At 61.9% G+C, this 19,130-nt stretch carries 20 protein-coding genes; 6 read left to right on the plus strand and 14 right to left on the minus strand.

From position 1 onward, the window contains the following. Positions 1–163: 163 nt before the first annotated feature. The 4 genes from EOC94_RS20830 to petA form a co-directional block, all read right to left on the minus strand. Positions 164–709 carry an adenine phosphoribosyltransferase gene (locus EOC94_RS20830; protein ID WP_095484226.1) on the minus strand — a complete coding sequence of 182 codons (546 nt, stop codon included), beginning with the start codon at positions 707–709 and terminating at the stop codon, positions 164–166. 309 nt (positions 710–1,018) lie between these two features. Further along, entirely contained in the window at positions 1,019–1,891 is an 873-nt protein-coding gene (locus EOC94_RS20835; protein ID WP_126105263.1) for a cytochrome c1, read from the minus strand. Positions 1,892–1,980: 89 nt separating this feature from the next. After that, positions 1,981–3,285 carry a cytochrome b N-terminal domain-containing protein gene (locus tag EOC94_RS20840; protein WP_126105262.1) on the minus strand — a complete coding sequence of 435 codons (1,305 nt, stop codon included), beginning with the start codon at positions 3,283–3,285 and terminating at the stop codon, positions 1,981–1,983. A gap of 17 nt (positions 3,286–3,302) precedes the next feature. Then, positions 3,303–3,863 (minus strand): ubiquinol-cytochrome c reductase iron-sulfur subunit, encoded by a 561-nt coding sequence (gene petA / locus EOC94_RS20845; protein ID WP_095484223.1) that lies wholly within the window; start codon positions 3,861–3,863, stop codon positions 3,303–3,305. A 300-nt stretch (positions 3,864–4,163) separates the two neighbouring features. On the opposite strand from petA, the gene EOC94_RS20850 reads away from it, so the two are divergent. Then, complete coding sequence (locus tag EOC94_RS20850; RefSeq protein WP_095484265.1) at positions 4,164–4,520, plus strand: cupin domain-containing protein; 357 nt, start codon at positions 4,164–4,166, stop codon at positions 4,518–4,520. A 287-nt stretch (positions 4,521–4,807) separates the two neighbouring features. Here the strand turns inward: EOC94_RS20850 and EOC94_RS20855 are convergent, their stop codons facing one another. From EOC94_RS20855 to EOC94_RS20890, 8 genes are all read right to left on the minus strand, one after another. Beyond that, on the minus strand, positions 4,808–5,620 hold the full coding sequence (locus tag EOC94_RS20855) for a methyltransferase domain-containing protein (protein ID WP_095484222.1): 813 nt from the start codon (positions 5,618–5,620) through the stop codon (positions 4,808–4,810). Between the two features lie 335 nt (positions 5,621–5,955). Continuing rightward, positions 5,956–6,387 carry a VOC family protein gene (locus tag EOC94_RS34355; RefSeq protein ID WP_245329799.1) on the minus strand — a complete coding sequence of 144 codons (432 nt, stop codon included), beginning with the start codon at positions 6,385–6,387 and terminating at the stop codon, positions 5,956–5,958. Between the two features lie 5 nt (positions 6,388–6,392). Further along, positions 6,393–6,875: an N-acetyltransferase gene (locus EOC94_RS20865; RefSeq protein ID WP_126107373.1), complete on the minus strand. Its 483-nt coding sequence runs from the start codon at positions 6,873–6,875 to the stop codon at positions 6,393–6,395. Between the two features lie 51 nt (positions 6,876–6,926). Then, the gene (locus EOC94_RS20870; protein ID WP_127293168.1) at positions 6,927–8,654 is read right to left on the minus strand and encodes an adenylate/guanylate cyclase domain-containing protein; all 1,728 of its coding nucleotides are present in this window, start codon (positions 8,652–8,654) and stop codon (positions 6,927–6,929) included. Positions 8,655–9,064: 410 nt separating this feature from the next. Continuing rightward, on the minus strand, positions 9,065–9,379 hold the full coding sequence (locus EOC94_RS20875) for a DUF6665 family protein (RefSeq protein ID WP_127293170.1): 315 nt from the start codon (positions 9,377–9,379) through the stop codon (positions 9,065–9,067). Between the two features lie 31 nt (positions 9,380–9,410). Further along, entirely contained in the window at positions 9,411–11,294 is a 1,884-nt protein-coding gene (locus tag EOC94_RS20880) for an ABC transporter ATP-binding protein (RefSeq protein WP_127293172.1), read from the minus strand. Between the two features lie 10 nt (positions 11,295–11,304). Then, complete coding sequence (locus EOC94_RS20885; RefSeq protein WP_127293340.1) at positions 11,305–13,179, minus strand: ABC transporter ATP-binding protein; 1,875 nt, start codon at positions 13,177–13,179, stop codon at positions 11,305–11,307. Between the two features lie 29 nt (positions 13,180–13,208). Next, a complete protein-coding gene (locus EOC94_RS20890) occupies positions 13,209–13,583 on the minus strand; it encodes a hypothetical protein (RefSeq protein WP_245465615.1) in 375 nt (124 codons plus the stop codon). A 473-nt stretch (positions 13,584–14,056) separates the two neighbouring features. Here EOC94_RS20890 and EOC94_RS20895 point away from each other — a divergent pair, with 473 nt between their 5' ends. Further along, entirely contained in the window at positions 14,057–14,515 is a 459-nt protein-coding gene (locus tag EOC94_RS20895) for a tRNA (cytidine(34)-2'-O)-methyltransferase (protein WP_127293176.1), read from the plus strand. A 168-nt stretch (positions 14,516–14,683) separates the two neighbouring features. Continuing rightward, complete coding sequence (soxR, locus tag EOC94_RS20900) at positions 14,684–15,130, plus strand: redox-sensitive transcriptional activator SoxR (protein ID WP_095484216.1); 447 nt, start codon at positions 14,684–14,686, stop codon at positions 15,128–15,130. Between the two features lie 140 nt (positions 15,131–15,270). On the opposite strand, the gene EOC94_RS20905 is transcribed toward soxR, so the two are convergent. Further along, positions 15,271–15,528 carry a hypothetical protein gene (locus EOC94_RS20905; protein WP_006202578.1) on the minus strand — a complete coding sequence of 86 codons (258 nt, stop codon included), beginning with the start codon at positions 15,526–15,528 and terminating at the stop codon, positions 15,271–15,273. A gap of 105 nt (positions 15,529–15,633) precedes the next feature. On the opposite strand from EOC94_RS20905, the gene hemF reads away from it, so the two are divergent. The 3 genes from hemF (at position 15,634) to EOC94_RS20920 (ending at position 17,622) form a co-directional block, all read left to right on the plus strand. Beyond that, positions 15,634–16,548: an oxygen-dependent coproporphyrinogen oxidase gene (gene hemF, locus EOC94_RS20910; RefSeq protein WP_127293178.1), complete on the plus strand. Its 915-nt coding sequence runs from the start codon at positions 15,634–15,636 to the stop codon at positions 16,546–16,548. A gap of 249 nt (positions 16,549–16,797) precedes the next feature. After that, positions 16,798–17,058: a DUF1344 domain-containing protein gene (locus tag EOC94_RS20915; RefSeq protein ID WP_127293180.1), complete on the plus strand. Its 261-nt coding sequence runs from the start codon at positions 16,798–16,800 to the stop codon at positions 17,056–17,058. A 378-nt stretch (positions 17,059–17,436) separates the two neighbouring features. Next, positions 17,437–17,622, plus strand: coding sequence for a DUF1059 domain-containing protein (locus tag EOC94_RS20920; RefSeq protein ID WP_127293182.1), 186 nt, complete (start codon positions 17,437–17,439; stop codon positions 17,620–17,622). Between the two features lie 251 nt (positions 17,623–17,873). On the opposite strand, the gene EOC94_RS20925 is transcribed toward EOC94_RS20920, so the two are convergent. Next, positions 17,874–19,130: a CCA tRNA nucleotidyltransferase gene (locus tag EOC94_RS20925; RefSeq protein WP_127293184.1), complete on the minus strand. Its 1,257-nt coding sequence runs from the start codon at positions 19,128–19,130 to the stop codon at positions 17,874–17,876.

Below are 19,130 nucleotides of genomic sequence, written 5' to 3' on the forward strand. Positions count from 1 at the left end.
CAATCCGGCAGGATGGCTGCCTAAACCGACAAAGGCCTCGCAAGGGCCGCGGAAAACCGCTCTGCCGGCCTTCAAAAAGGCCCCCACTGACCACCGAACTCCACTTCGCTCCCCGTGCAAAGCCCTCACAAGGGGAGAAGGCAGTGCGCGCCTCACAGTCCGCTCAATGCCCTTCGAACCCGATCAGCGTCCTGACTGGCACGCCGAGCGCTTCGAGCTTCTCGCGGCCGCCGAGGTCCGGCAGGTCGATGACGAAGCAGGCGGCGAGGATGTCGGCGCCGATCTGCCGCAACAGCTTGACCGCTGCCTCCGCCGTGCCGCCGGTGGCGATCAGGTCGTCGACGAGGATGACCTTCTCGCCCGGCGACACGCCATCCTTGTGCATCTCCATCTCGTCCAGCCCATATTCGAGGCTGTAGGCGACGCGCACCGTCTCGTAAGGCAGCTTGCCCTTCTTGCGGATCGGCACGAAGCCGGCCGACAGCTGGTGCGCGATGGCGCCGCCAAGGATGAAGCCGCGCGCCTCGATGCCGGCGATCTTGTCGATCTTCTGGCCGGCGTAGGGATGCACCAGTTCATCAATGGCGCGGCGAAAGGCGCGCGCATTGCCGAGCAGCGTGGTGATGTCGCGAAACAGGATGCCAGGCCTGGGATAGTCCGGAATGGTGCGGATCGCGGCAAGCAGCGTGTCTTCGAGCGAAGGTTTCATGGGGCGGCTCTCCGAAATATTCGTCCGATTCGATTTGAAGACGTGAAAGGAACTCGGGCCGATCGTAACCCGGGGCGGCCGGCGACGGCTACCGCGATGTGGCGCCTGGAAGAAAATTGTCCGGCAAAGGACTTAGCCGACGGTCTAGAGCGACGTGCGTCCACTTGGACGCACAAAGTACGCTCTAACACTTTGAATCTACGCATCATATTTTCCGAAAATCGATTCCCGATTTTCGGGCCAATGCGGTAGGGAAATGCAAAAAGGGCGCCTTTCGACGCCCTTTCGATCTCGTGGCTCTTCTGTAGCTCAGTGCGCCACGCCGGCCCACACCTTGCGCTTGGTCAGATAGACTAGCGCGCCGAACAGCAGCAGGAAGACCAGCACGCGAAAGCCGGTCTTCTTGCGGGCTTCCAGATGCGGCTCGGCTGCCCACATCAGGAAGGCCGACACGTCGCGGGAATACTGGTCGACCGTCTGCGGCGAGCCGTCGTCATAGGTCACTTGATCGTCGGAAAGCGGGTTAGGCATCTTCAGCGACACGCCGGCTATGAAGTACGGATTGTAGTGCGTGCCTTCCGGTATCTCCATGCCCGCCGGCGGCTGCTCGTCATAGCCGGTCAGCAGCGAGTGGATATAGTCGGGACCGCCTTGGGCATACTGCGTGAAGATGTCGAAGACGAAGCGCGGAAAGCCGCGTTCGACGCCGCGCGCCTTGGCCAGCAGCGACATGTCGGGCGGGGCAGCCCCGCCATTGGCGGCCGCTGCGGCCTGATCGTTGGGGAACGGCGCCGGGAAATGGTCGGACGGTATGCCGGGACGATCGAACATGTCGCCGGCATCGTTGGGACCATCATTGATCGTGTACTCGGCCGCCAGCGCCTTGACCTGCGCTTCCGAATAGCCAAGATCTTCCAGCGTACGGAACGCCACCAACTTCATCGAATGGCAGGCCGCGCAGACTTCCTTGTAGACCTTCAGCCCGCGCTGCAACTGCGCCTTGTCGTAGGTGCCGAACGGCCCGGCGAAGCTCCAGTCCATCTCCTTGGGCTCGTGTATCGGGAAATGCGTCGGCTGGGCTTCGCTGTGCGCCTCCTCCTGGGCGATGGCCCCGGTGGTCGCGGCCGCGGTACCCGCCAAAACAAGGCCGAGCAGCGCCAGCGAGGTGAGAATCGTCTTCATGCCAAATCCCCTTGAGATTCTCTGCCGCGCGGTCGTCGTCTCGAGCATGATCTTGTCCGGAAACCGGTCTCCACTTTTCGGGATCATGCTCAGCCCTTGGTTTCCGGTGCGGCTGTCGCGCGAGCCGGATGTCCGCCACCGCCACCCTTGTTCTTCTCGAGCACCGCCTCGGTGATCGAATTCGGCAACCGCCGCGGGGTCTCGATCAGGCCGAGCACCGGCAGCACGACCAAGAAGAAGGCGAAGTAGAACAATGTCGCCATCTGCGCCATGAAGACATAGCTGCCTTCGGCTGGCTGCGAGCCCAGCCAGCCAAGCAGGACGGCATCGATCACGAACAGCCAGAAGAACAGCTTGTACCAGGGCCGGTAGACCGCCGAGCGCACCTTCGAGGTGTCGAGCCACGGCACCAGGAACAACATGGCGATGGAGCCGAACATCGCGAGCACGCCACCGAGCTTGGAGTTGATCGGCCCGATATTGAAGGTGATGGCACGCAGGATCGCGTAGAACGGCAGGAAGTACCATTCCGGCACGATATGGGCAGGCGTCTTCAGCGGGTCGGCGACTACGTAGTTGTCGGGGTGACCGAGAAAGTTCGGCAGGTAGAAGACGAAATAGGCGAAGATGAACAGGAACACGAGCATCCCGAACGCGTCCTTGATGGTCGCGTAAGGGGTGAAGGCGACGGTATCGGTCTTCGACTTGACCTCGATGCCGGTCGGGTTCGACTGGCCGACCACATGCAGCGCCCATATATGCAGCACGACGACGCCGGCGATCATGAACGGCAGCAGATAGTGAAGTGAAAAGAAGCGGTTCAGCGTCGGGTTGTCGACAGCGAAGCCGCCGAGCAAAAGCTGCTGAATCCAGTCGCCGACCAGCGGGATGGCGCTGAAGAAGCCGGTGATGACGGTCGCGCCCCAGAAGCTCATCTGCCCCCAGGGCAGCACATAGCCCATGAAGCCCGTCGCCATCATCAGCAGGTAGATGATGCAGCCGAGGATCCATAGAAGCTCGCGCGGCGCCTTGTACGAACCGTAGTAGAGCCCGCGGAAGATGTGGATGTAGACGGCGACGAAGAAGAACGACGCGCCGTTCGAATGCATGTAGCGCAACAGCCAGCCCGAATTCACGTCGCGCATGATCTTCTCGACCGAATCGAAGGCGAGAGTGCTGTCCGCCGCATAATGCATGGCCAGCACGATGCCGGTCAGCATCTGCGCCGTCAGCATGATCGCCAGGATGCCGCCGAAGGTCCACGCATAGTTGAGGTTGCGCGGCACCGGATAGGCGACGAAGCTGTCATAGACCAGCCGCGGCAGCGGCATGCGGGCGTCGAACCAGCGTCCGATACCGGTCTTGGGCGTATAGGTCGAGTGTCCCTCGCTCATCGAAATGTCCCCTAGCCTCAGCCGATACGGATCTTGGTGTCGGAAATGAACTGGAACACCGGCACCGACATGTTCTCCGGCGCCGGCCCCCCGCGGACGCGGCCGGCGGTGTCGTATACCGAACCGTGGCACGGGCAGAACCAGCCGCCGAACTCGCCTTCCTGGCCGAGCGGAATGCAGCCGAGATGGGTGCAGACCTGGACCATCACCATCCAGGCCTCCTTGCCCGGCATGGTGCGGTTGGCGTCCGTCGCCGGCGCATCGGCCGGCAAATTGGCGTTGCGGGCGAGCGGATCCTTGAGCTGGGCCAGATTGACCGCCTCGCCGTCCTTCATCTCTTGTTCAGTGCGATTGCGCACGACCACCGGCTTGCCGCGCCATTTCACGACAAGCGACGTTCCCGGCGTCAGCGAAGAGACGTCGACCTCGACCGAGGCCAGCGCCAGCGTCGAGGCATCCGGGCGCATCTGGTCGATGAATGGCCAGGCGACGGCACCCGCGCCGACCACTGCGGCCATGCCGGTGGCGACGTAGAGAAAATCACGACGGTTGGGATCCTGGATGTCGGTTGCGCTCACGGGTGCCTGATCCTTTCGCCTCTTCCGTGCCGGTGGCCGAGCCTTATTCCCCGCTCATTCACGCCAACCCGACAGCGCATGGCGAACAGGCTAGCGAATTCCTCCGGCATTTGGACTTCGGTTTATGCGTGAAGCCTGTTTTTGTCCAGACGGGTGAAGGCACAAGGGCAGATTGTCGCGGGGACGCAATTCGGCGTCGGACCGCATGGCGACAAAGACGGCGAAACCACAGGAAAACAACGGCAAATCGGAGCCTGCGTTTGCCTCGACAGGAGGCCCGGCCTCGGTCTATCCTCGGCCATGGCGCATGTCATCGACCGCGACAAATGGGCCGGAGCGACCGACCGCTGGCCCGACCATTGGCAAGGCGAGCTGCAGTGCGGCGCCTACGGCTCCAAAAGCTGCCTGATCTTCAACTATCTGCCGGAGATCGGCGGCGGCCCGCGGCTGCACATGCATCCCTATTGCGAGATTTTCATCATCCGCGCCGGCACCGGGCTGTTCACCGTCGGTGACCGGCAGATCGAGGCGTCGGCTGGCCAGATATTGATCGTGCCGCCGAACACGCCGCACAAGTTCACCAATCTCGGCCCAGGCCCGTTGGAGACCACCGACATCCACGAAAACGGCAGCTTCATCACCGAATGGCTGGAGTAGGCCATGATCACGAACCGAAGGTCCGCGTCAGCGAAAACCGGAAACCGGTTTTCGGAAAAGATCATGGTCGAACTAGTGGTGAAAATCTGACGCTTGGTACCCGAGGTGAGACAACCGCTTTGGATGGTTTTCTGCCTTCCGTATCGCCGATCGGAACGCACAGGCAGCGCCATTTCACGACATTCATGGCCCGTCTCAAAACTGGTCGTTCGCTGTACCGCCCGAATCGACCCTTTGCGGACGGCTCTCCGGTGTGAGAAAGGGCGCGTTCTCACCCATTTCAGACGTCAGGCACTCGAGGGCTTGGTACCGGAAGCCACCACCACGGGCCTTCGGATTACAACAGTACCGTCGAAGACATGCGCTTTCGCGGCACCGAGAATCGCGTCATGAATCCGGGCGCGCCGAGCTGGCTCTTGTGCTTCCAGCATCATGGCAACTCGCACAGCGCCGCCATAAATGAGATCGAGCAGCGCTTTCGGTCGCTCGTTCGTCCATGTCGTTTCAATGAGATCGTCACGCACTTCGGTAAAGCCGCTGGCTTCAAGCACCCGACGGCATTCGCGCGGATCACTGAATCGTAATGGCGGAGGTGCATCCGGCAGATCTGAGATCGGCGTTCCGTGGTCGGCGATCGCCGATAGTACGATATTCAGCACCTCATCGTCCTTGCCCCACTGCGTAAACACAAATCGGCCCTTGGGGCGGAGCACGCGAAAAGCTTCTGCAATGGCCGACTCGGGGCGCCTGAGGTGCATCACCCCGAATGCGCATACGACATGATCGAATGTGTCGCTCGCGTGGGGCAACGCTTCGGCGTCACCCACCTGGAAGGTGAGTCTTGGATAGTTCTCTCCCGCTTTCGCTATCATGGAGGCTGCAAAATCAACGCCCTCAACGGCAGCCCCCTCGGCTGCAAGCGATCCAGCGAGATGGCCCGGTCCGCAACACACGTCCAACACCCTCCTTCCGTCCAGCGGTCCCAAGGCTGCAATGATGGGCGCGATGACCTGGTTGGTAATCGGAGATAGGTGCTGATCGTAGCTTGCTGAGCGGGTGGACCAGCCGGCGAGTTCTGCCTCCCGAAACGACGTTATCATCCAGATACCCTCCACGCTCCGGTGCCTGCTTTGAGCTTATCACGCTGCGTGGACTGTCTGCTAATGACACATTCCGGGTCGTTGGTGCCGCTATGCTCGATGACCGCGCCTTCCACCCAACCGCGACGTCGAGAGCTCGGTGGCCGTGTGGCAGAGCCGAATCCTTCGGCCGGCTCCGTCGCGCCAGATCCGGTCATTCGGCGGGATTCCCCATTGCCGACCTTCGCTCAACCGCAGGATTCGAACCGTTGCAGTCGATGACGGCAGAACTGGCATGAGGCAGGGTCAGCCCGATGCGGACCTTCGCGATTTTCCGCCGGAAGTTCTGACCATTGTTAATCTTGCCAAGTCTCCTGCTTGCGTTCATGAAAGCCGAGCACGCGTTTGCTATCGGTCCACCGTGCGACCTCACCTTCCATTCCATCCGGGTCCTTGAAGCTGACAAGACGGATAGCGCCGAAATCCGTAATGGTCCCATCCGAAGCGCCGGCCTTCACTAGACGTCGCCTGACTTCCTGCAAGCGCTCTTCATAGTCTACCTTCAGTGCGAGATGATCTATGTGACCTCTCTTCCCCATCTGCATCGAGCCACCCTCATACCCCGTCGGTTCTGGCATTTGGAACGGATGAAGGGCAAAGCCGCCTCCAAGGTCGACAAGCGAGTGACGAAGAGTGCCGCCACCCGGACCGGGCTCAGAAAGATCGAACGTCGTATCCGCGTCGAAGATCTCTTCGTAACGTATTAGGGCAGCTATGCGCCTGCGCAAGGCAGTCAGAGCGATCGGTGCATTACCAGCGTGTCCACGAACCCCAGAACCGGATGCTCGAAACCTTGCGGAATCGTTCCGACAACGTCGAATCCAAGATGACGCCAAAGCTTGACCGCGCGTTCGTTGGTACTGACCACACAGTTGAACTGCATGGCCCGGAAGCCTCGCGCAGCCGCGTGACCCAGAGAGTGCTGGCACATCGCCGTTGCAACACCCCGGCCGACCGAGTCCGGCGCGGTTATATAACCGCAGTTGGCGACGTGGGCACCGCCGCCCCGTTGGTTCGCGTGCAGATAATAAGTTCCCATCACCAGTTCGTCCGTTCCTGCGACGAACACCTCGTGATCCGGGGAAAACCAGTATGACAGCGCGTCGGATCGGCTCCAGTCAGGCGGCAGCGCGTAGGTTTCGCCTGCCCGCAAGATGGGCTCGAGTATGCTCCAAATGGCGTCTGCGTCGGCAAGTGTGGCTGTGCGAATGGTCAGCAAGGCTAGATATCCAAATTTGCACGGTTGGGATTATGGCCACGTCCGGCCCTACTGTGGCAGGCCGGCGTCTTCATAGCCATCGATGAAATGCTGTCGATCGGCCTCGTGCCGGAACGGTTGTGTGCTTGCCCAGTGCTGTATCGAGAAATCTCGATTCGAGGCGAGGAATTGCCTTGCTTCCTCCTTGGCCTCTTCCATATGCCCGAGCCGCGCCAGACTTGCAGCCAAGATACGTTGCGAGCCGAGCCGGTGCGTGGCCTCATGCCGGAGTGTTTCGACGGCATCGGCGTATTGACCCGCTGCGTATTGGGCGAGCCCGAGAAGCCAATAGTACCACCCCGGCGGGTGCGGATTGAGGCGAATGGCGTGGCGCAAATGTCCGATGCCCTCGATAGCCTTTCCCTCGAATGCCTTCAGTTGCCCCAGGAATGCCCAGGCATCGGCATGATTGGGGTTGACCCGAAGGGCAGTGGCCAGCTCCGCCGCGCCTTCATCCGGCTTGCCATCGTAGATCAGCACGTCGCCGAGGATTGCATGGGCCACGGCATTTTCCGGATCAAGCGATACGGCGCGCCAGGCTGCCGCCAGAGCCAGCGAATGATGGCGCTCTGGAGCATCCAGCCAATACGCCCAGGCAAAATGGTGGCTCATCGCAAGCCAAGCATGAGCATCGGCGAAGCCGGGATCGAGTTCGATGGTCCTTTCCAAGAGCGCGGGAGCCGCCCTGTTGCTTTCGGGCGACTGAACCACCAGCACGCGGCCGCGGACGAAGAGGTCATACGCTTCGAGACTTGCTGTCCTACGTGTGCTGGAGGTCACAGCGGTCGGCAACACGCCGGACAGGGCCCTTACAATCGTATGGACGACCTCGTCCTGCAACAGGAAGACGTCCGCCAAATCGCGGTCGAAGCGATCAGCCCAGAGATGACTGCTGTCCGTGGCGTCGATTAGCTGGGCATTGATCCGCACCCTAGCCTTCTCCCTGCGCACACTTCCTTCAAGCACATAACGCACCGTCAGCTCCCTGGCGACTGAGCGGACATCTACTGACCTCCCCTTGTAAGCGAATGTGGAGTTGCGTGCGATCACCAACAGACCAGGCACTTTCGACAAGTCAGTGATCAGGTCTTCCGCCAGACCGTCAGCGAAGTACTCCTGCTCGGGATCGCTGCTCATGTTCGTGAACGGCAGAACGGCAATCGAAGGCTTGTCGGTGATGGCCTTGGATGTGGAAATCACAACAGGCGGCGTGCCGGAAACGCGGTAGATGCGAACTGGCAGGGCAATGTTTTTCACGGTCTGGGCCCCGAGATCCTCGAAACCAACCTCGATCTTGTTTCGGACGTGGTCGTAGATCGTTCCGGAGATGAGGATGCCGCCTGGCTCGGCGGTGGTTTCCAGTCGCGCAGCGATGTTGACGCCATCGCCATAAAGGTCACTGCCCTCGACCATCACATCACCTAAATTGACGCCAATGCGCAGCACGATACGGAGCTTCTCCGGCAGAGCGGCATTGGCGGCAGCCATCGCATGCTGCACGTCTATGGCGCATTGCAAAGCATTGACGGCGCTGGCGAACTCCACCATCACGCCGTCGCCAGTCACCTTAAAGACCCGGCCATGGTGCCTGGCGACCAACGGCTGCAGCACTTGCTTGCGTCGGGACTTGAGCGCGGCCAGCGTGCCGGCCTCATCCGTTTCCATGAGGCGGCTGTAGCCAACGACATCGGCCGCCATTACGGCGGCGAGTCGACGCTGGATGCGTTCGTCGGTCATGTGCGGCGATTGCTCTCATCTGAAAGCAGTCCGGCAGTGTACCGACGCTTCGTGAACGAGTCTATCAGTCCAACCCCGGAGCCTACCTCGTAGGAAAGTTCAGGAACGGATCATGAGCACTGGTCGCGGCCAATGTCTGCTTTCTGCCAAGAGCACCGGCTCAAGAAGGTCAGCAAGGGGTCAGAGCGGCTGGTTCAGCCGAACGTCCGCTATCCGGCACCAAAATGAGTTCGGGAAGGTCCGAGAAGGGTCATCAGACTGGTTGCGCTTAACGTCCGGTTCCGGGAAGGAAAATCGGCCTCGGAGAGTCTCGAAAGGGTCACGACGTTCCCTTGAACTCCCATCAGGGATGGTCCGCAAAGGGGTCGAAATCGGTATTTCGTCTTCGGTCAGATTTTCAACACTATTGTCTATTTCGCGCCGAGCCTGGCCAGCACGGCTTTGGGAATGTTGTATTCCCGGATCACCGCGTCGTGCCTGTGCAAGCCGCACAATTCGCGCTGGATGAAATAGCCGTGGACGGCCTCCGCCGCGTCCTTGAGCAGCCGGGCACGTTGTTTGCCGTCATCGCCATGCTCACGCAGCTTCGTCAGAGTTTCATCCACGCGCCGGCCGGCGCGGCCGAGCGCCGCCGCCTTTTCGCCGAGGATTTCATTGCCGAGCAGGTCGAGCGCGCTCTCCTGCGCTCCCGACCGTCCGAAATTCGATGGCATTCGCACCGACATGGTCCACTCCGGTTCTTGCTGAAATCTGGCCCTACTCCGCCGGCCGCGTCTCCTCCAGCACGCTCTCCTCGTTGAACAGGAAGCCGCCGGACTGCCGCTTCCACAGCCGCGCATAGAGCCCGTCGAGCGCGACCAGCTCGTCATGCGTGCCTTGTTCGACGATGCGGCCACCGTCGAGCACCACCAGGCGATCGAGGGCCGCGATGGTCGACAGCCGGTGCGCGATGGCGATGACCGTCTTGTTCTCCATCAGCCTCGCCAGATTCTCCTGGATGGCCGCCTCGATGTCGGAATCGAGCGCCGACGTCGCCTCGTCGAGTATCAGGATCGGCGCGTCCTTGAGGAAGACGCGCGCGATCGCCACGCGCTGGCGCTGGCCGCCCGACAATTTCACGCCGCGCTCGCCGACGAAGGCCTCGTAGCCCTGGCGATCGCGATTGTCGCGCAAGTCGAGGATGAACTCGTGCGCCTCGGCCTTCTTGGCGGCCGCGATCACCTCGGCGTCGGTTGCGTCCGGCATGCCGAGCTTGATGTTGTCGCGAAGCGAGCGATGGAACAGTGCGGTATCCTGGCTGACGACGCCGATGTTGGCGCGCAGCGAGTTCTGCGTCACCTTTGAAACGTCCTGGCCGTCGATCGTGATCTTGCCGGCCTCGAGGTCGTAGAGGCGCAGGATCAGATTGGCCAGCGTCGTCTTGCCGGCGCCGGACGGCCCGACCAACCCGACCTTCTCGCCCGGCCGCACCACGAGGTCGATGCCGTTGAGCACGCCGAACCCCTTGCCGTAGTGGAACTCGACCTTCTTCACGTCGATCCGGCCGCCGCCTACCACAAGCTCCCTGGCGTCGGGTGCGTCGGTCAGGCCGAGCGGCTGCGAGATCAGCGCCTTGGAGTTTTCCAGAACGCCGAGATTGCGCAGGATGCTGTTGAGCTGCATCATCAGCCGGCCGAGCAGCATGTTGAGCCGCAGCACCAGCGACAGCGTGAAGGCGACGGCGCCGACGGTGATCGAGCCTTCGACCCAGAGATAGACGGCAAAACAGGCGATCGCCGTGATCATGATCCCCGAAAGTGTCGTCAGCGCCATGCGCACGCCGGTCAGCCGGCGAGTGAACGGGCGCAGCGCGTCGAGATAGATATCGAAACCGCTCCTGATGTAGCGGTCGTCGCCGTCGGCAGAGAACAGCTTCAGCGTCTGCACGTTCGAATAAGAATCGACGATGCGGCCGTTGATCATCGAACCGGCCTCGGCGGTTGCCTCGGCATGCTTGCGGATCGCCGGCAGATAGCGCTTGGCCAGCCAGCCGAAGGCGGTGATCCAGATCACCACCAGCACTGCCAGCCTGAGATCGAGGCCGGCGACCAGCACCAGCGTCGTCACCGTATAGACGACCATGAACCAGACGACCTCGATGAAGCTTTGCATCAGATCGCCGGTCGCCTGCCCCGCCTGCCAGACTTTTGTCGCGATACGCCCGGCGAAATCGTTCTGGAAGAAGGCGTAGGACTGGCGCGAGACATGGCGGTGAGCCTGCCAGCGCACCAGATTGTAGAAGCCGGGCGTGATCGTCTGCTCGTCGACCAACGCCGCCAGGCCGACGACGATGGTACGGATGACCAGCACCACGGCGGCCATGAAGACAAGTTCGGGACCGGCGGCAGTCCACAGCGCGTCCCAACTACGCTCGCCGGGGAGCTGGTCGAGAATGTCGACCAGCCGCCCGACGAAGTAGAACAGTCCGGCCTCGACCAGCGGCGCGATGCCGCCGATGACAAGCATGGCGAAGAAGGCGAATTTCGCCTGGCCGACATAGTGCCAGAGGAACCCCCTGACGCTGACCGGTGGCCGAAGGACCGCGGGCTCCCTGAATGGATAGACCCAGTTCTCGAACCAGCGATAGACGGCAGTCATCATTCGGCGGCTATCATTCTGCTGCTTGACCCTTGATCATGGCATCGTTGGCGGCGGCACCGTCGTCGAGCAGGAAGCCGCCCGATTGGCGCTGCCAAAGCTGCGCATAGAGCCCGCCGCTGGCGACGAGTTCCTCATGCGAACCTTCTTCGATGACGCGGCCCTTGTCCATGACGACGAGCCGGTCCATCGCCGCGATGGTCGAGAGCCGGTGCGCGATGGCGATGACGGTCTTGCCCTGCATGAGCCTGTAGAGGTTCTCCTGGATGGCCGCCTCGGCCTCGGAATCAAGCGCAGACGTTGCCTCGTCGAGAATGAGGATCGGCGCGTCCTTCAGCATAACGCGGGCAATGGCGATGCGTTGCCGCTGGCCGCCGGACAATTTGACCCCGCGATCGCCGACATGCGCATCGAAACCCGTGCGGCCACTGGCGTCCGAAAGCCTTGATATGAAATCAAGCGCTTCGGCGCGGCGTGCCGCTTCGATCAGCATCTCGTTGCTGGCGTCCGGCCGGCCATACAGGATGTTCTCGCGCACCGAACGATGCAGCAGCGAGGTGTCCTGGGTGACCATGCCGATCTGGGCGCGCAGCGAATCCTGCGTCACCGCCGCGATTTCCTGGCCGTCGATCAGGATCCGGCCAGTTTCGAGGTCGTAGAAGCGCAAGAGAAGGTTGACCAGCGTCGACTTGCCGGCGCCCGAGCGGCCGACGATGCCGACCTTTTCACCCGGCTTCACCGTCAGCGACAGGCTCTCGATGATGCCCTTCTGCTTGCCGTAGTGGAAGCGGATGTCCTCGAAACGGATCTCGCCCTTGGTGACGGCAATATCCTTGGCCCCGGGCCTGTCTTCGACGAGGCGCAGCAGCGAGATCGAGCTGATGCCGTCCTGCACCGTGCCGATATTTTCGAACAGGGTGGACATCTCCCACATGATCCATTGCGACATGCCCCACAGCCGAAGCACGAGGCCGATGACCAGGGCTACGGCGCCGATCGTCACCGCCTGGCCGAGCCACAGCCACAGCGAGATCGCGGTGACCGAAAACAACAGCAGCGAGTTGAGGACGTAGAGCAGGCCATAGAGCTGCGTCACCAGCCGCATCGACCGATAGACCGTATCGAGAAAGCCGGCCATGCCTTCCCGCGCGAAGGACGCCTCGCGCCGGGCATGCGAGAACAGCTTGACCGTCTGGATGTTGGAGTAGCTGTCGACGACGCGGCCGGTCATGGTCGAGCGCGCATTGGCCTGCTCCTCGCCGACCTTGCCCAATCGCGGGATGAAGTAGCGCAACAGCAAGATATAGCCGGCAAGCCAGACGGCGAGCGGTGCCGCCAGCCGCAAATCGGCGGAGCCGACGATGAACAGCATACCGAGGAAATAGACGACGATATAATTGAGCACGTCGATGAGCTTGATGACGCACTCACGCACCGCGAGCGCGGTCTGCATCAGCTTGGTCGCGATGCGGCCGGCGAACTCGTCCTGATAGAAGCTCATCGACTGCTTGAGCAGGTAGCGATGCACCTGCCAGCGGATACGCATCGGATAATTGCCCATCAGCGTCTGCTGGTTGAGGAGCGAATGGAACCAGACCGTCGCCGGCAGCACGAACACCACGATGAAGGCCATTCCGGCGAGTTTCCAGCCCTCGGTCTGCAGGAACGTCTCGCGATTCTGCACCGACAGCCAGTCGACGATCCGGCCCATGAAGCCGAACATCCAAACCTCGGCGACGGCGATAGCCGTCACCAGCACCGCATCGAGAGCGATGTAGGGCCAGGCACCGCGCGTATAGTGCACGCAGAAGGCGATCAGCGTCTTCGGCGGCTCGACCGGCTCCTCGGCGGGGAACGGATCGAGCCTTCTTTCAAACCAGCGGAACATTGTCTTGGTACTCACATGCTTGGTTTCGCTCACGCGGCGCGGGAACGCGTAGCGTCCCGGGAGCGGGTAGCGTCATGGGATCGCGTGGCGACAAAGACCGGCGTCCCGGAATCACCCGGGCCGCCGGTCTTGCTTCGCGCAGTATAGGACGTCGCGGGCTTTTCGCCGACAGGCTCGTTCGACGATCCTGACAGCGCTCTGTCGACAACCCGGAGTTTCGCGCCTGTTTTTGCGCCAGGGCGGATCAGCCTCATGATCCGGCGCACCAGCGACGGCCGGCTGCGGTCGGGAACCGCGCGCGAGAAATCGACGTCCGGCAGCATACCGCGATGCGGACGCCGACGGGTCTCGGCGTGAACCGCCGAGGAATAGGTTTCGCCGATCAAAAGCGCCCAAGTCGCCATCCTGCGCTCGTGCAGGCTTCTTGAACCGGGAATTTTGCAGGGATCGAACATCGGTCCGTCCTCCATATGAAAATGCGGGTAAAAGGGTGAATCCGGCCTGCTCGCGGGCGAATGGCCAGCGAAAGGCAGGGATTGCCCAGAGGCGTGTTCAGGTGGGGCGTTCAGCCCCTTCGACAGCTTGAAAAACATCGCAGGATTCCTTCGAAGACCGAAAAAGGTTTCGGCTAAGAATCGGTGCGATCGAAGTCTAAAAGGTCAGGAGAATCGTCGTACCGAAACCGCCGGCAGGCTGGTAAGCCCACAAGAGGGGCGCTGGATGTACATGGTCATCATGAATTACCCCTCCATCGGTTCGGGTTGACAATGCTCGGCGTATAACCGACTTCGCAGAAAATGACCACCCGCCAGTCCAGCAATTTCCAAACCCGCGAGCCCCCTGTGGCCGATCTGCCACGGATCAAAAGAGCGCGGAAATGAACGATCGTCTCCGCATCGCGCTCTACCAGCCGGATATCGCCGGCAACACCGGGACAATTCTGCGCTTCGCGGCTTGCCTCGGTCTCGGCGTCGACATCATCGAACCGGCCGGCTTCCCGCTCTCCGACCGGGCGCTGAAACGGGCCGGCATGGATTATCTCGAAATGGCGGCGCTGACCCGGCATGTCGATTGGCACGCCTTCGAGAGCTGGCGCAAAGGCGAAGCGCGGCGGCTGGTGCTGCTGTCGACCAAAGCCGCGACCGCCTACACGGATTTCGTCTTCGCCGACGATGACGTCCTTCTGTTCGGCCGCGAATCCGCAGGCGTGCCGGATTCTGTTCACGAGGCGGCGGATGCGCGACTGATCATACCGATGCAAGGCGCCGCGCGCAGCATCAACGTCGCGCTCTCCGTCGCCATGGTGACCGGCGAGGCGATCCGGCAACTCGGATAGGATTTGAATATCCTCAGTGGGCGCAACGTTTATCGCCGCTTTCTGGCCGACGACCACACCCTCTCTTGTCATTCTCACCCAGGCGCACATCGCCTTCTCCTGCGTTTGCATATCAAGGGTTTCTTCGTTACAAGCTCAACTTAACTTGAGGTCAAGCGGAAAATTCGAATGGCTGCGGTGACGGAATTGACGGTCGGCCAGGTGGCGACGCGAAGCGGGGTGGCGGTATCGGCGCTGCATTTCTATGAGGCGCGCGGACTGATCCGCAGCCACCGCACATCAGGCAACCAGCGGCGCTACGGCCGCGACGTGCTGAGACGTGTGGCGATCATCAGGATCGCGCAGGAGGTCGGCATATCGCTGGCCGAGATTGGTGCTGCACTTGAATCGCTGCCTGAAGGCCGCACACCGACGCGCGAGGACTGGAACTTGCTTTCAACGGCCTGGCGCGACCAGCTCGATCAGAAGATTGCCCAGCTGAAAAAGCTGCGTGACGGGCTGACCGACTGTATCGGCTGCGGCTGCATGTCGATCGACAAGTGCCCGCTGAGGAACAAGGAAGACCGATTGAGCGCCCAAGGCCCGGGAGCAAGGCGGTTGTTGGTCGCGCGCTAGGATGTATTGAGATTCAGGTCAGGCCGAGTCGAAAACGGTGGTTTCCGAGAACCGGAGCGGAGCGTACTTTTGGTAGGTGAGTACCGGAAGCGCAGGAACCCGCCGTTTGCAGGTCGGCATCACCTGAATATCAACACACCCTAGTCCGCCGCCGGCAATCGCCTGATGGTGAATTCGATGACGTCGCCCGGCCGCTCGAACCAGCTTTCGATCTCGGTCCAGTAGGCCTGCTTGGGAAAGCGCTCGAACCACTCCTTCGCCTTGAGCCGCGCATCGGAGCGTGGCAGCACGAAGGTCTCGCGCAGGAACCCGTCGCGCGGCATGCGCTCGCGCTCGGCGCGCGAACGGTCGAGCCTCTTCTTCAGGCCATCCAGCGGCGGTCTTGCCGGAGTGCGCACGAAAGAACTCCATTCACACTTGACCCTTGCACCCAACAGATTAGGGATCGCGGCCGGAAAAGACGAGTCATTTGTCGGGGTGCGCCCCGCAACCGGAGACGGCATTTGCAACGACCCGAAATACCGGCGGGGCTGCCGGCCGACATCGAGCAGAAGAAGATGAAGGCGCGGCTGTGGTTCGAGACGTTGCGCGAGCGCATCTGCGCCGCATTCGAGCAGATCGAGCAGGACCTGCAGGGACCGCAGGCCTCATGGTCGCCCGGTCGCTTCGAAAAGACGCAGTGGGAGCGTGATGCCGGCAAGGGCGGCGGCGGCATCATGTCGATGATGCGTGGCCGCGTCTTCGAGAAAGTCGGGGTCCACACCTCCACCGTCTATGGCGAGTTCTCGCCGGAGTTCAGGAAGCAGATGCCGGGCGCCGAGGAGGACCCGCGCTTCTGGGCGAGCGGCATTTCGCTGATCGCGCACCCGTGGAACCCCAACGTGCCGGCCGTGCATATGAACACGCGCATGGTCGTCACCTCGCGTCAGTGGTTCGGCGGCGGCGCCGACCTGACGCCGGTGCTCGACCGTCGCCGCACCCAGGACGACCCCGACACGGTTGCCTTCCATCGTGCCATGCAGTTCGCCTGCGAGAAGCATCCGGCGGTGGCCGACCACGCGAAATTCAGGGCTTGGTGCGACGAGTATTTCTATCTCCCGCACCGCAACGAACCGCGCGGCACCGGCGGCATCTTCTTCGACTGGCTGCATTCGGACGAGGACAGAGGCGGCTGGAACGCCGATTTCAACTTCGTCCAGGATGTCGGGCGCGCTTTTCTCGTCGTTTACGGACATCTGGTGCGGGCCAATTTCAACGACAACTGGACCGACGGCGACCGCGACGAACAGCTGATCCGCCGTGGCCGCTACGTCGAATTCAACTTGCTTCACGATCGCGGCACCATCTTCGGGCTGAAGACAGGCGGCAACGTCGCCTCGATCCTGTCCAGTCTACCGCCAGAGGTGAAATGGCCGTAAAATCTCGGTGAGTTGGACGTGAGCCGCAATCAGGTCCAAATCGCCTGATTTTGGCGGTGAATGTGGCGCACAGGATATCTTTTTCGTCTAATATCCCTTTGAAAAAACAGGACTATTTTTCGTTTCCGGGCCGGGAAACGCCGGCGGTTCTCGCCTCCTCTAGAACCGCGACCCGACGCGACCGGACGGCCCATAATTGAGTGGGGCACCCCCCAAATCAGGTGCCCTCATTTTCCAGGAGAGCATGCCATGCGCAAGCTTATTATGTCGGCTGCGGCTGCTGCCGTTCTTGCCTCTGGTGGCGCTGCCTTCGCAGCGGTCAAGCACACCACGGGCACGGTCAAGACCTATGATGGAACGGCCATGAGCCTTGTTCTGGATGACGGATCTACCTTTACGCTGCCCAAGGCCTTCAAGGATCCTGGCCTGAAGGCCGGCGAAAGGGTCCGCGTTTCGTGGGACATGAGCGGCAACAACAAAATTGCCGAGGCAGTCAGGATCGTGAAGTGACGGCCTGCCCGCTGGAGCAAGATGACGTCTTGCTCCGAGAGCAAGACACAGTCTTGTCTCTGGGGTAGCGTAAGAGGGCGGAGCAGCGCTGCTCCGCCTTTTCGGTCTTTCGCGCATGACCCCGAAAACCGATTCCGGTTTTCGGAAAGGATCATGCGCAGATAACAAATAATGTTAGAGCGTCTTTTGCGCGTCCTCCGGACGCGCGGCGCTCTAACGCAACCAAAACCAGTCGATCGTGTTATGCTTGCTCGGCCAGCGCATGACCCGAGTACCGATACCGGCTTTCGACAGGGATCATGCGTCGATCAAAGGTGCTGGAGCTTCCGTGCCCAAGCAAATGCGCGGAGCTCCGAGGAGGAAAAGGGAGAAAATCCGATGAAGGAATTCCACTGCGGCTCGCTCGTTCCGGGTTGTGACTGGCATACGCGCGCCGACGAGGAAGCCGAGATCATGCGTCGCGCGGTCGAGCACATGCGTGAGACGCATGGCGAGACGATCATCCGCGAGACGATGATCGAAGCGATCCGTTCACGCGTCGAAAAGGCCCGCGACGCGGCCTGATTTACCTAAGAGACTGTTTCGAAATTCGCTCTGGCGAGTCATATGGTGGTGGTTTCGAGAACCGGAGCGCAGCGGACATTAGAGCGCCGCGCGTCCATTGGACGCGCAAAGGACGCTCTAACACTTTGGTTGGCGCATGATCCTTTCCGGAAACCGATTTCGGTTTCCGGGGTCATGCGCTGGGTCCGTGAGCACCGGAAGCGCAGAAAACGCCACCAGATGGCCGCCAGAGTAGAGTTTCCAAACGGTCTCTAACTTTCGAGTGCTTCTGCGGCGCGATCGAGGAGCGCGCCGCGATCCAGCGCAAAGCCGGACTCGATCCACTCGTTTTCGAGGTTTTTCAAGGTTGCGCCGAGTTTCGGCCCGGGCGACGCGCCAAGCGTCGTCAGATCGGCGCCCTTGAGCGGAAAGTCGGGCTTTTTCCATTTTCCGGCGAAGGCCAGCAGGCGCGAGAAGCCGCCGGCTTCGAGCAACGCGTCATTGTCCTCGACCGCGCGGGCTCGAGCCGAAGCAAGCGACAGCCGCAAACGATCGACAAAGCCCTGACGATCGCCACGGTAGAGCCGTTTTGCGAGTTCCGTTTCGGTCGTCTTCGGCTCGACAGGCGCGGTCAGCGTCCACTGCCTGAGACGGACGGCTTCGCTGACGGAGAATCTCAGCCGCTCAGCCAGCGTCTTCATCCGCGCGACATCCGGCGGCACGATCGCTTCCAGCCTGAGCAGCGGGTCCGGCGTCCAGCCCAGATCCTTCTCGGTCCTGGTCAGCGCATGGATCGCATCGATGCCCCATTTCTCGCTCTCCGGCAGAACGCTGGTGAGCACGCTGGCTTGGCGCATCCACAGCAAGGCGCGCGATGGATCGGGCGCTGCCAGCAGCTTTTTCAGCTCGGACCAGACGCGCTCGACCGAAAGTTGGCTGAGCCCCTCCTTGAGCCGGGCGCAAGCCTTCAGTCCTTCGGCATCCGGCCGGCCGTCGCCATACCAGGCGAAGAAGCGGAAAAAGCGCAGGATGCGCAGATAGTCCTCGCGGATGCGTGCCTCCGGATCGCCGATGAAGCGCAGCCGGCGCGCCTCGATATCGGCGATGCCGCCGACCAGGTCGACGACCGTGCCGTCGGCCTCGGCATAGAGTGCGTTGATGGTGAAATCGCGCCGTTGCGCGTCGGCCTTCCAGTCGCGCCCGAACGACACCTTGGCTCTCCGTCCGTCGGTCTCGATGTCGGCGCGCAGCGTGGTCACCTCGAACGGTTTGCCGCCGGCGACAATCGTGATGGTGCCGTGCTCGATGCCGGTCGGCACGGCCTTGAAGCCCGCCGCCTCGGCACGGCGGATGGTTTCATCAGGCAGGCAAGTGGTGGCGATATCGACGTCGGCGACCGGCTGGCCGATGAGCGCATTGCGCACCGCGCCGCCGGCGACACGCGCCTCCTCGCCGCCATCCGCCAGCGCCGCCAGCAGGCGCTGCAGGTGCTTTTCGCCGAGCCAGTCGACTTTGCCCGCGAGCGACAT

The organism is Mesorhizobium sp. M6A.T.Ce.TU.016.01.1.1 (assembly GCF_003997065.1).
Lineage (GTDB): Bacteria > Pseudomonadota > Alphaproteobacteria > Rhizobiales > Rhizobiaceae > Mesorhizobium > Mesorhizobium mediterraneum.

Excerpts from the sequence above, each read along its gene's own strand:
- EOC94_RS20830 (WP_095484226.1), bottom strand. The coding sequence starts at position 709 with ATGAAACCTTCGCTCGAAGACACGCTGCTTGCCGCGATCCGCACCATT.
- EOC94_RS20835 (WP_126105263.1), bottom strand. The coding sequence starts at position 1,891 with ATGAAGACGATTCTCACCTCGCTGGCGCTGCTCGGCCTTGTTTTGGCG.
- EOC94_RS20840 (WP_126105262.1), bottom strand. The coding sequence starts at position 3,285 with ATGAGCGAGGGACACTCGACCTATACGCCCAAGACCGGTATCGGACGC.
- EOC94_RS20850 (WP_095484265.1), top strand. The coding sequence starts at position 4,164 with ATGGCGCATGTCATCGACCGCGACAAATGGGCCGGAGCGACCGACCGC.
- EOC94_RS20855 (WP_095484222.1), bottom strand. The coding sequence starts at position 5,620 with ATGATAACGTCGTTTCGGGAGGCAGAACTCGCCGGCTGGTCCACCCGC.
- EOC94_RS20870 (WP_127293168.1), bottom strand. The coding sequence starts at position 8,654 with ATGACCGACGAACGCATCCAGCGTCGACTCGCCGCCGTAATGGCGGCC.
- EOC94_RS20875 (WP_127293170.1), bottom strand. The coding sequence starts at position 9,379 with ATGTCGGTGCGAATGCCATCGAATTTCGGACGGTCGGGAGCGCAGGAG.
- EOC94_RS20880 (WP_127293172.1), bottom strand. The coding sequence starts at position 11,294 with ATGATGACTGCCGTCTATCGCTGGTTCGAGAACTGGGTCTATCCATTC.
- EOC94_RS20885 (WP_127293340.1), bottom strand. The coding sequence starts at position 13,179 with ATGTTCCGCTGGTTTGAAAGAAGGCTCGATCCGTTCCCCGCCGAGGAG.
- EOC94_RS20890 (WP_245465615.1), bottom strand. The coding sequence starts at position 13,583 with ATGGCGACTTGGGCGCTTTTGATCGGCGAAACCTATTCCTCGGCGGTT.
- EOC94_RS20895 (WP_127293176.1), top strand. The coding sequence starts at position 14,057 with ATGAACGATCGTCTCCGCATCGCGCTCTACCAGCCGGATATCGCCGGC.
- soxR (WP_095484216.1), top strand. The coding sequence starts at position 14,684 with ATGGCTGCGGTGACGGAATTGACGGTCGGCCAGGTGGCGACGCGAAGC.
- EOC94_RS20915 (WP_127293180.1), top strand. The coding sequence starts at position 16,798 with ATGCGCAAGCTTATTATGTCGGCTGCGGCTGCTGCCGTTCTTGCCTCT.
- EOC94_RS20920 (WP_127293182.1), top strand. The coding sequence starts at position 17,437 with ATGAAGGAATTCCACTGCGGCTCGCTCGTTCCGGGTTGTGACTGGCAT.
- EOC94_RS20925 (WP_127293184.1), bottom strand. The coding sequence starts at position 19,130 with ATGTCGCTCGCGGGCAAAGTCGACTGGCTCGGCGAAAAGCACCTGCAG.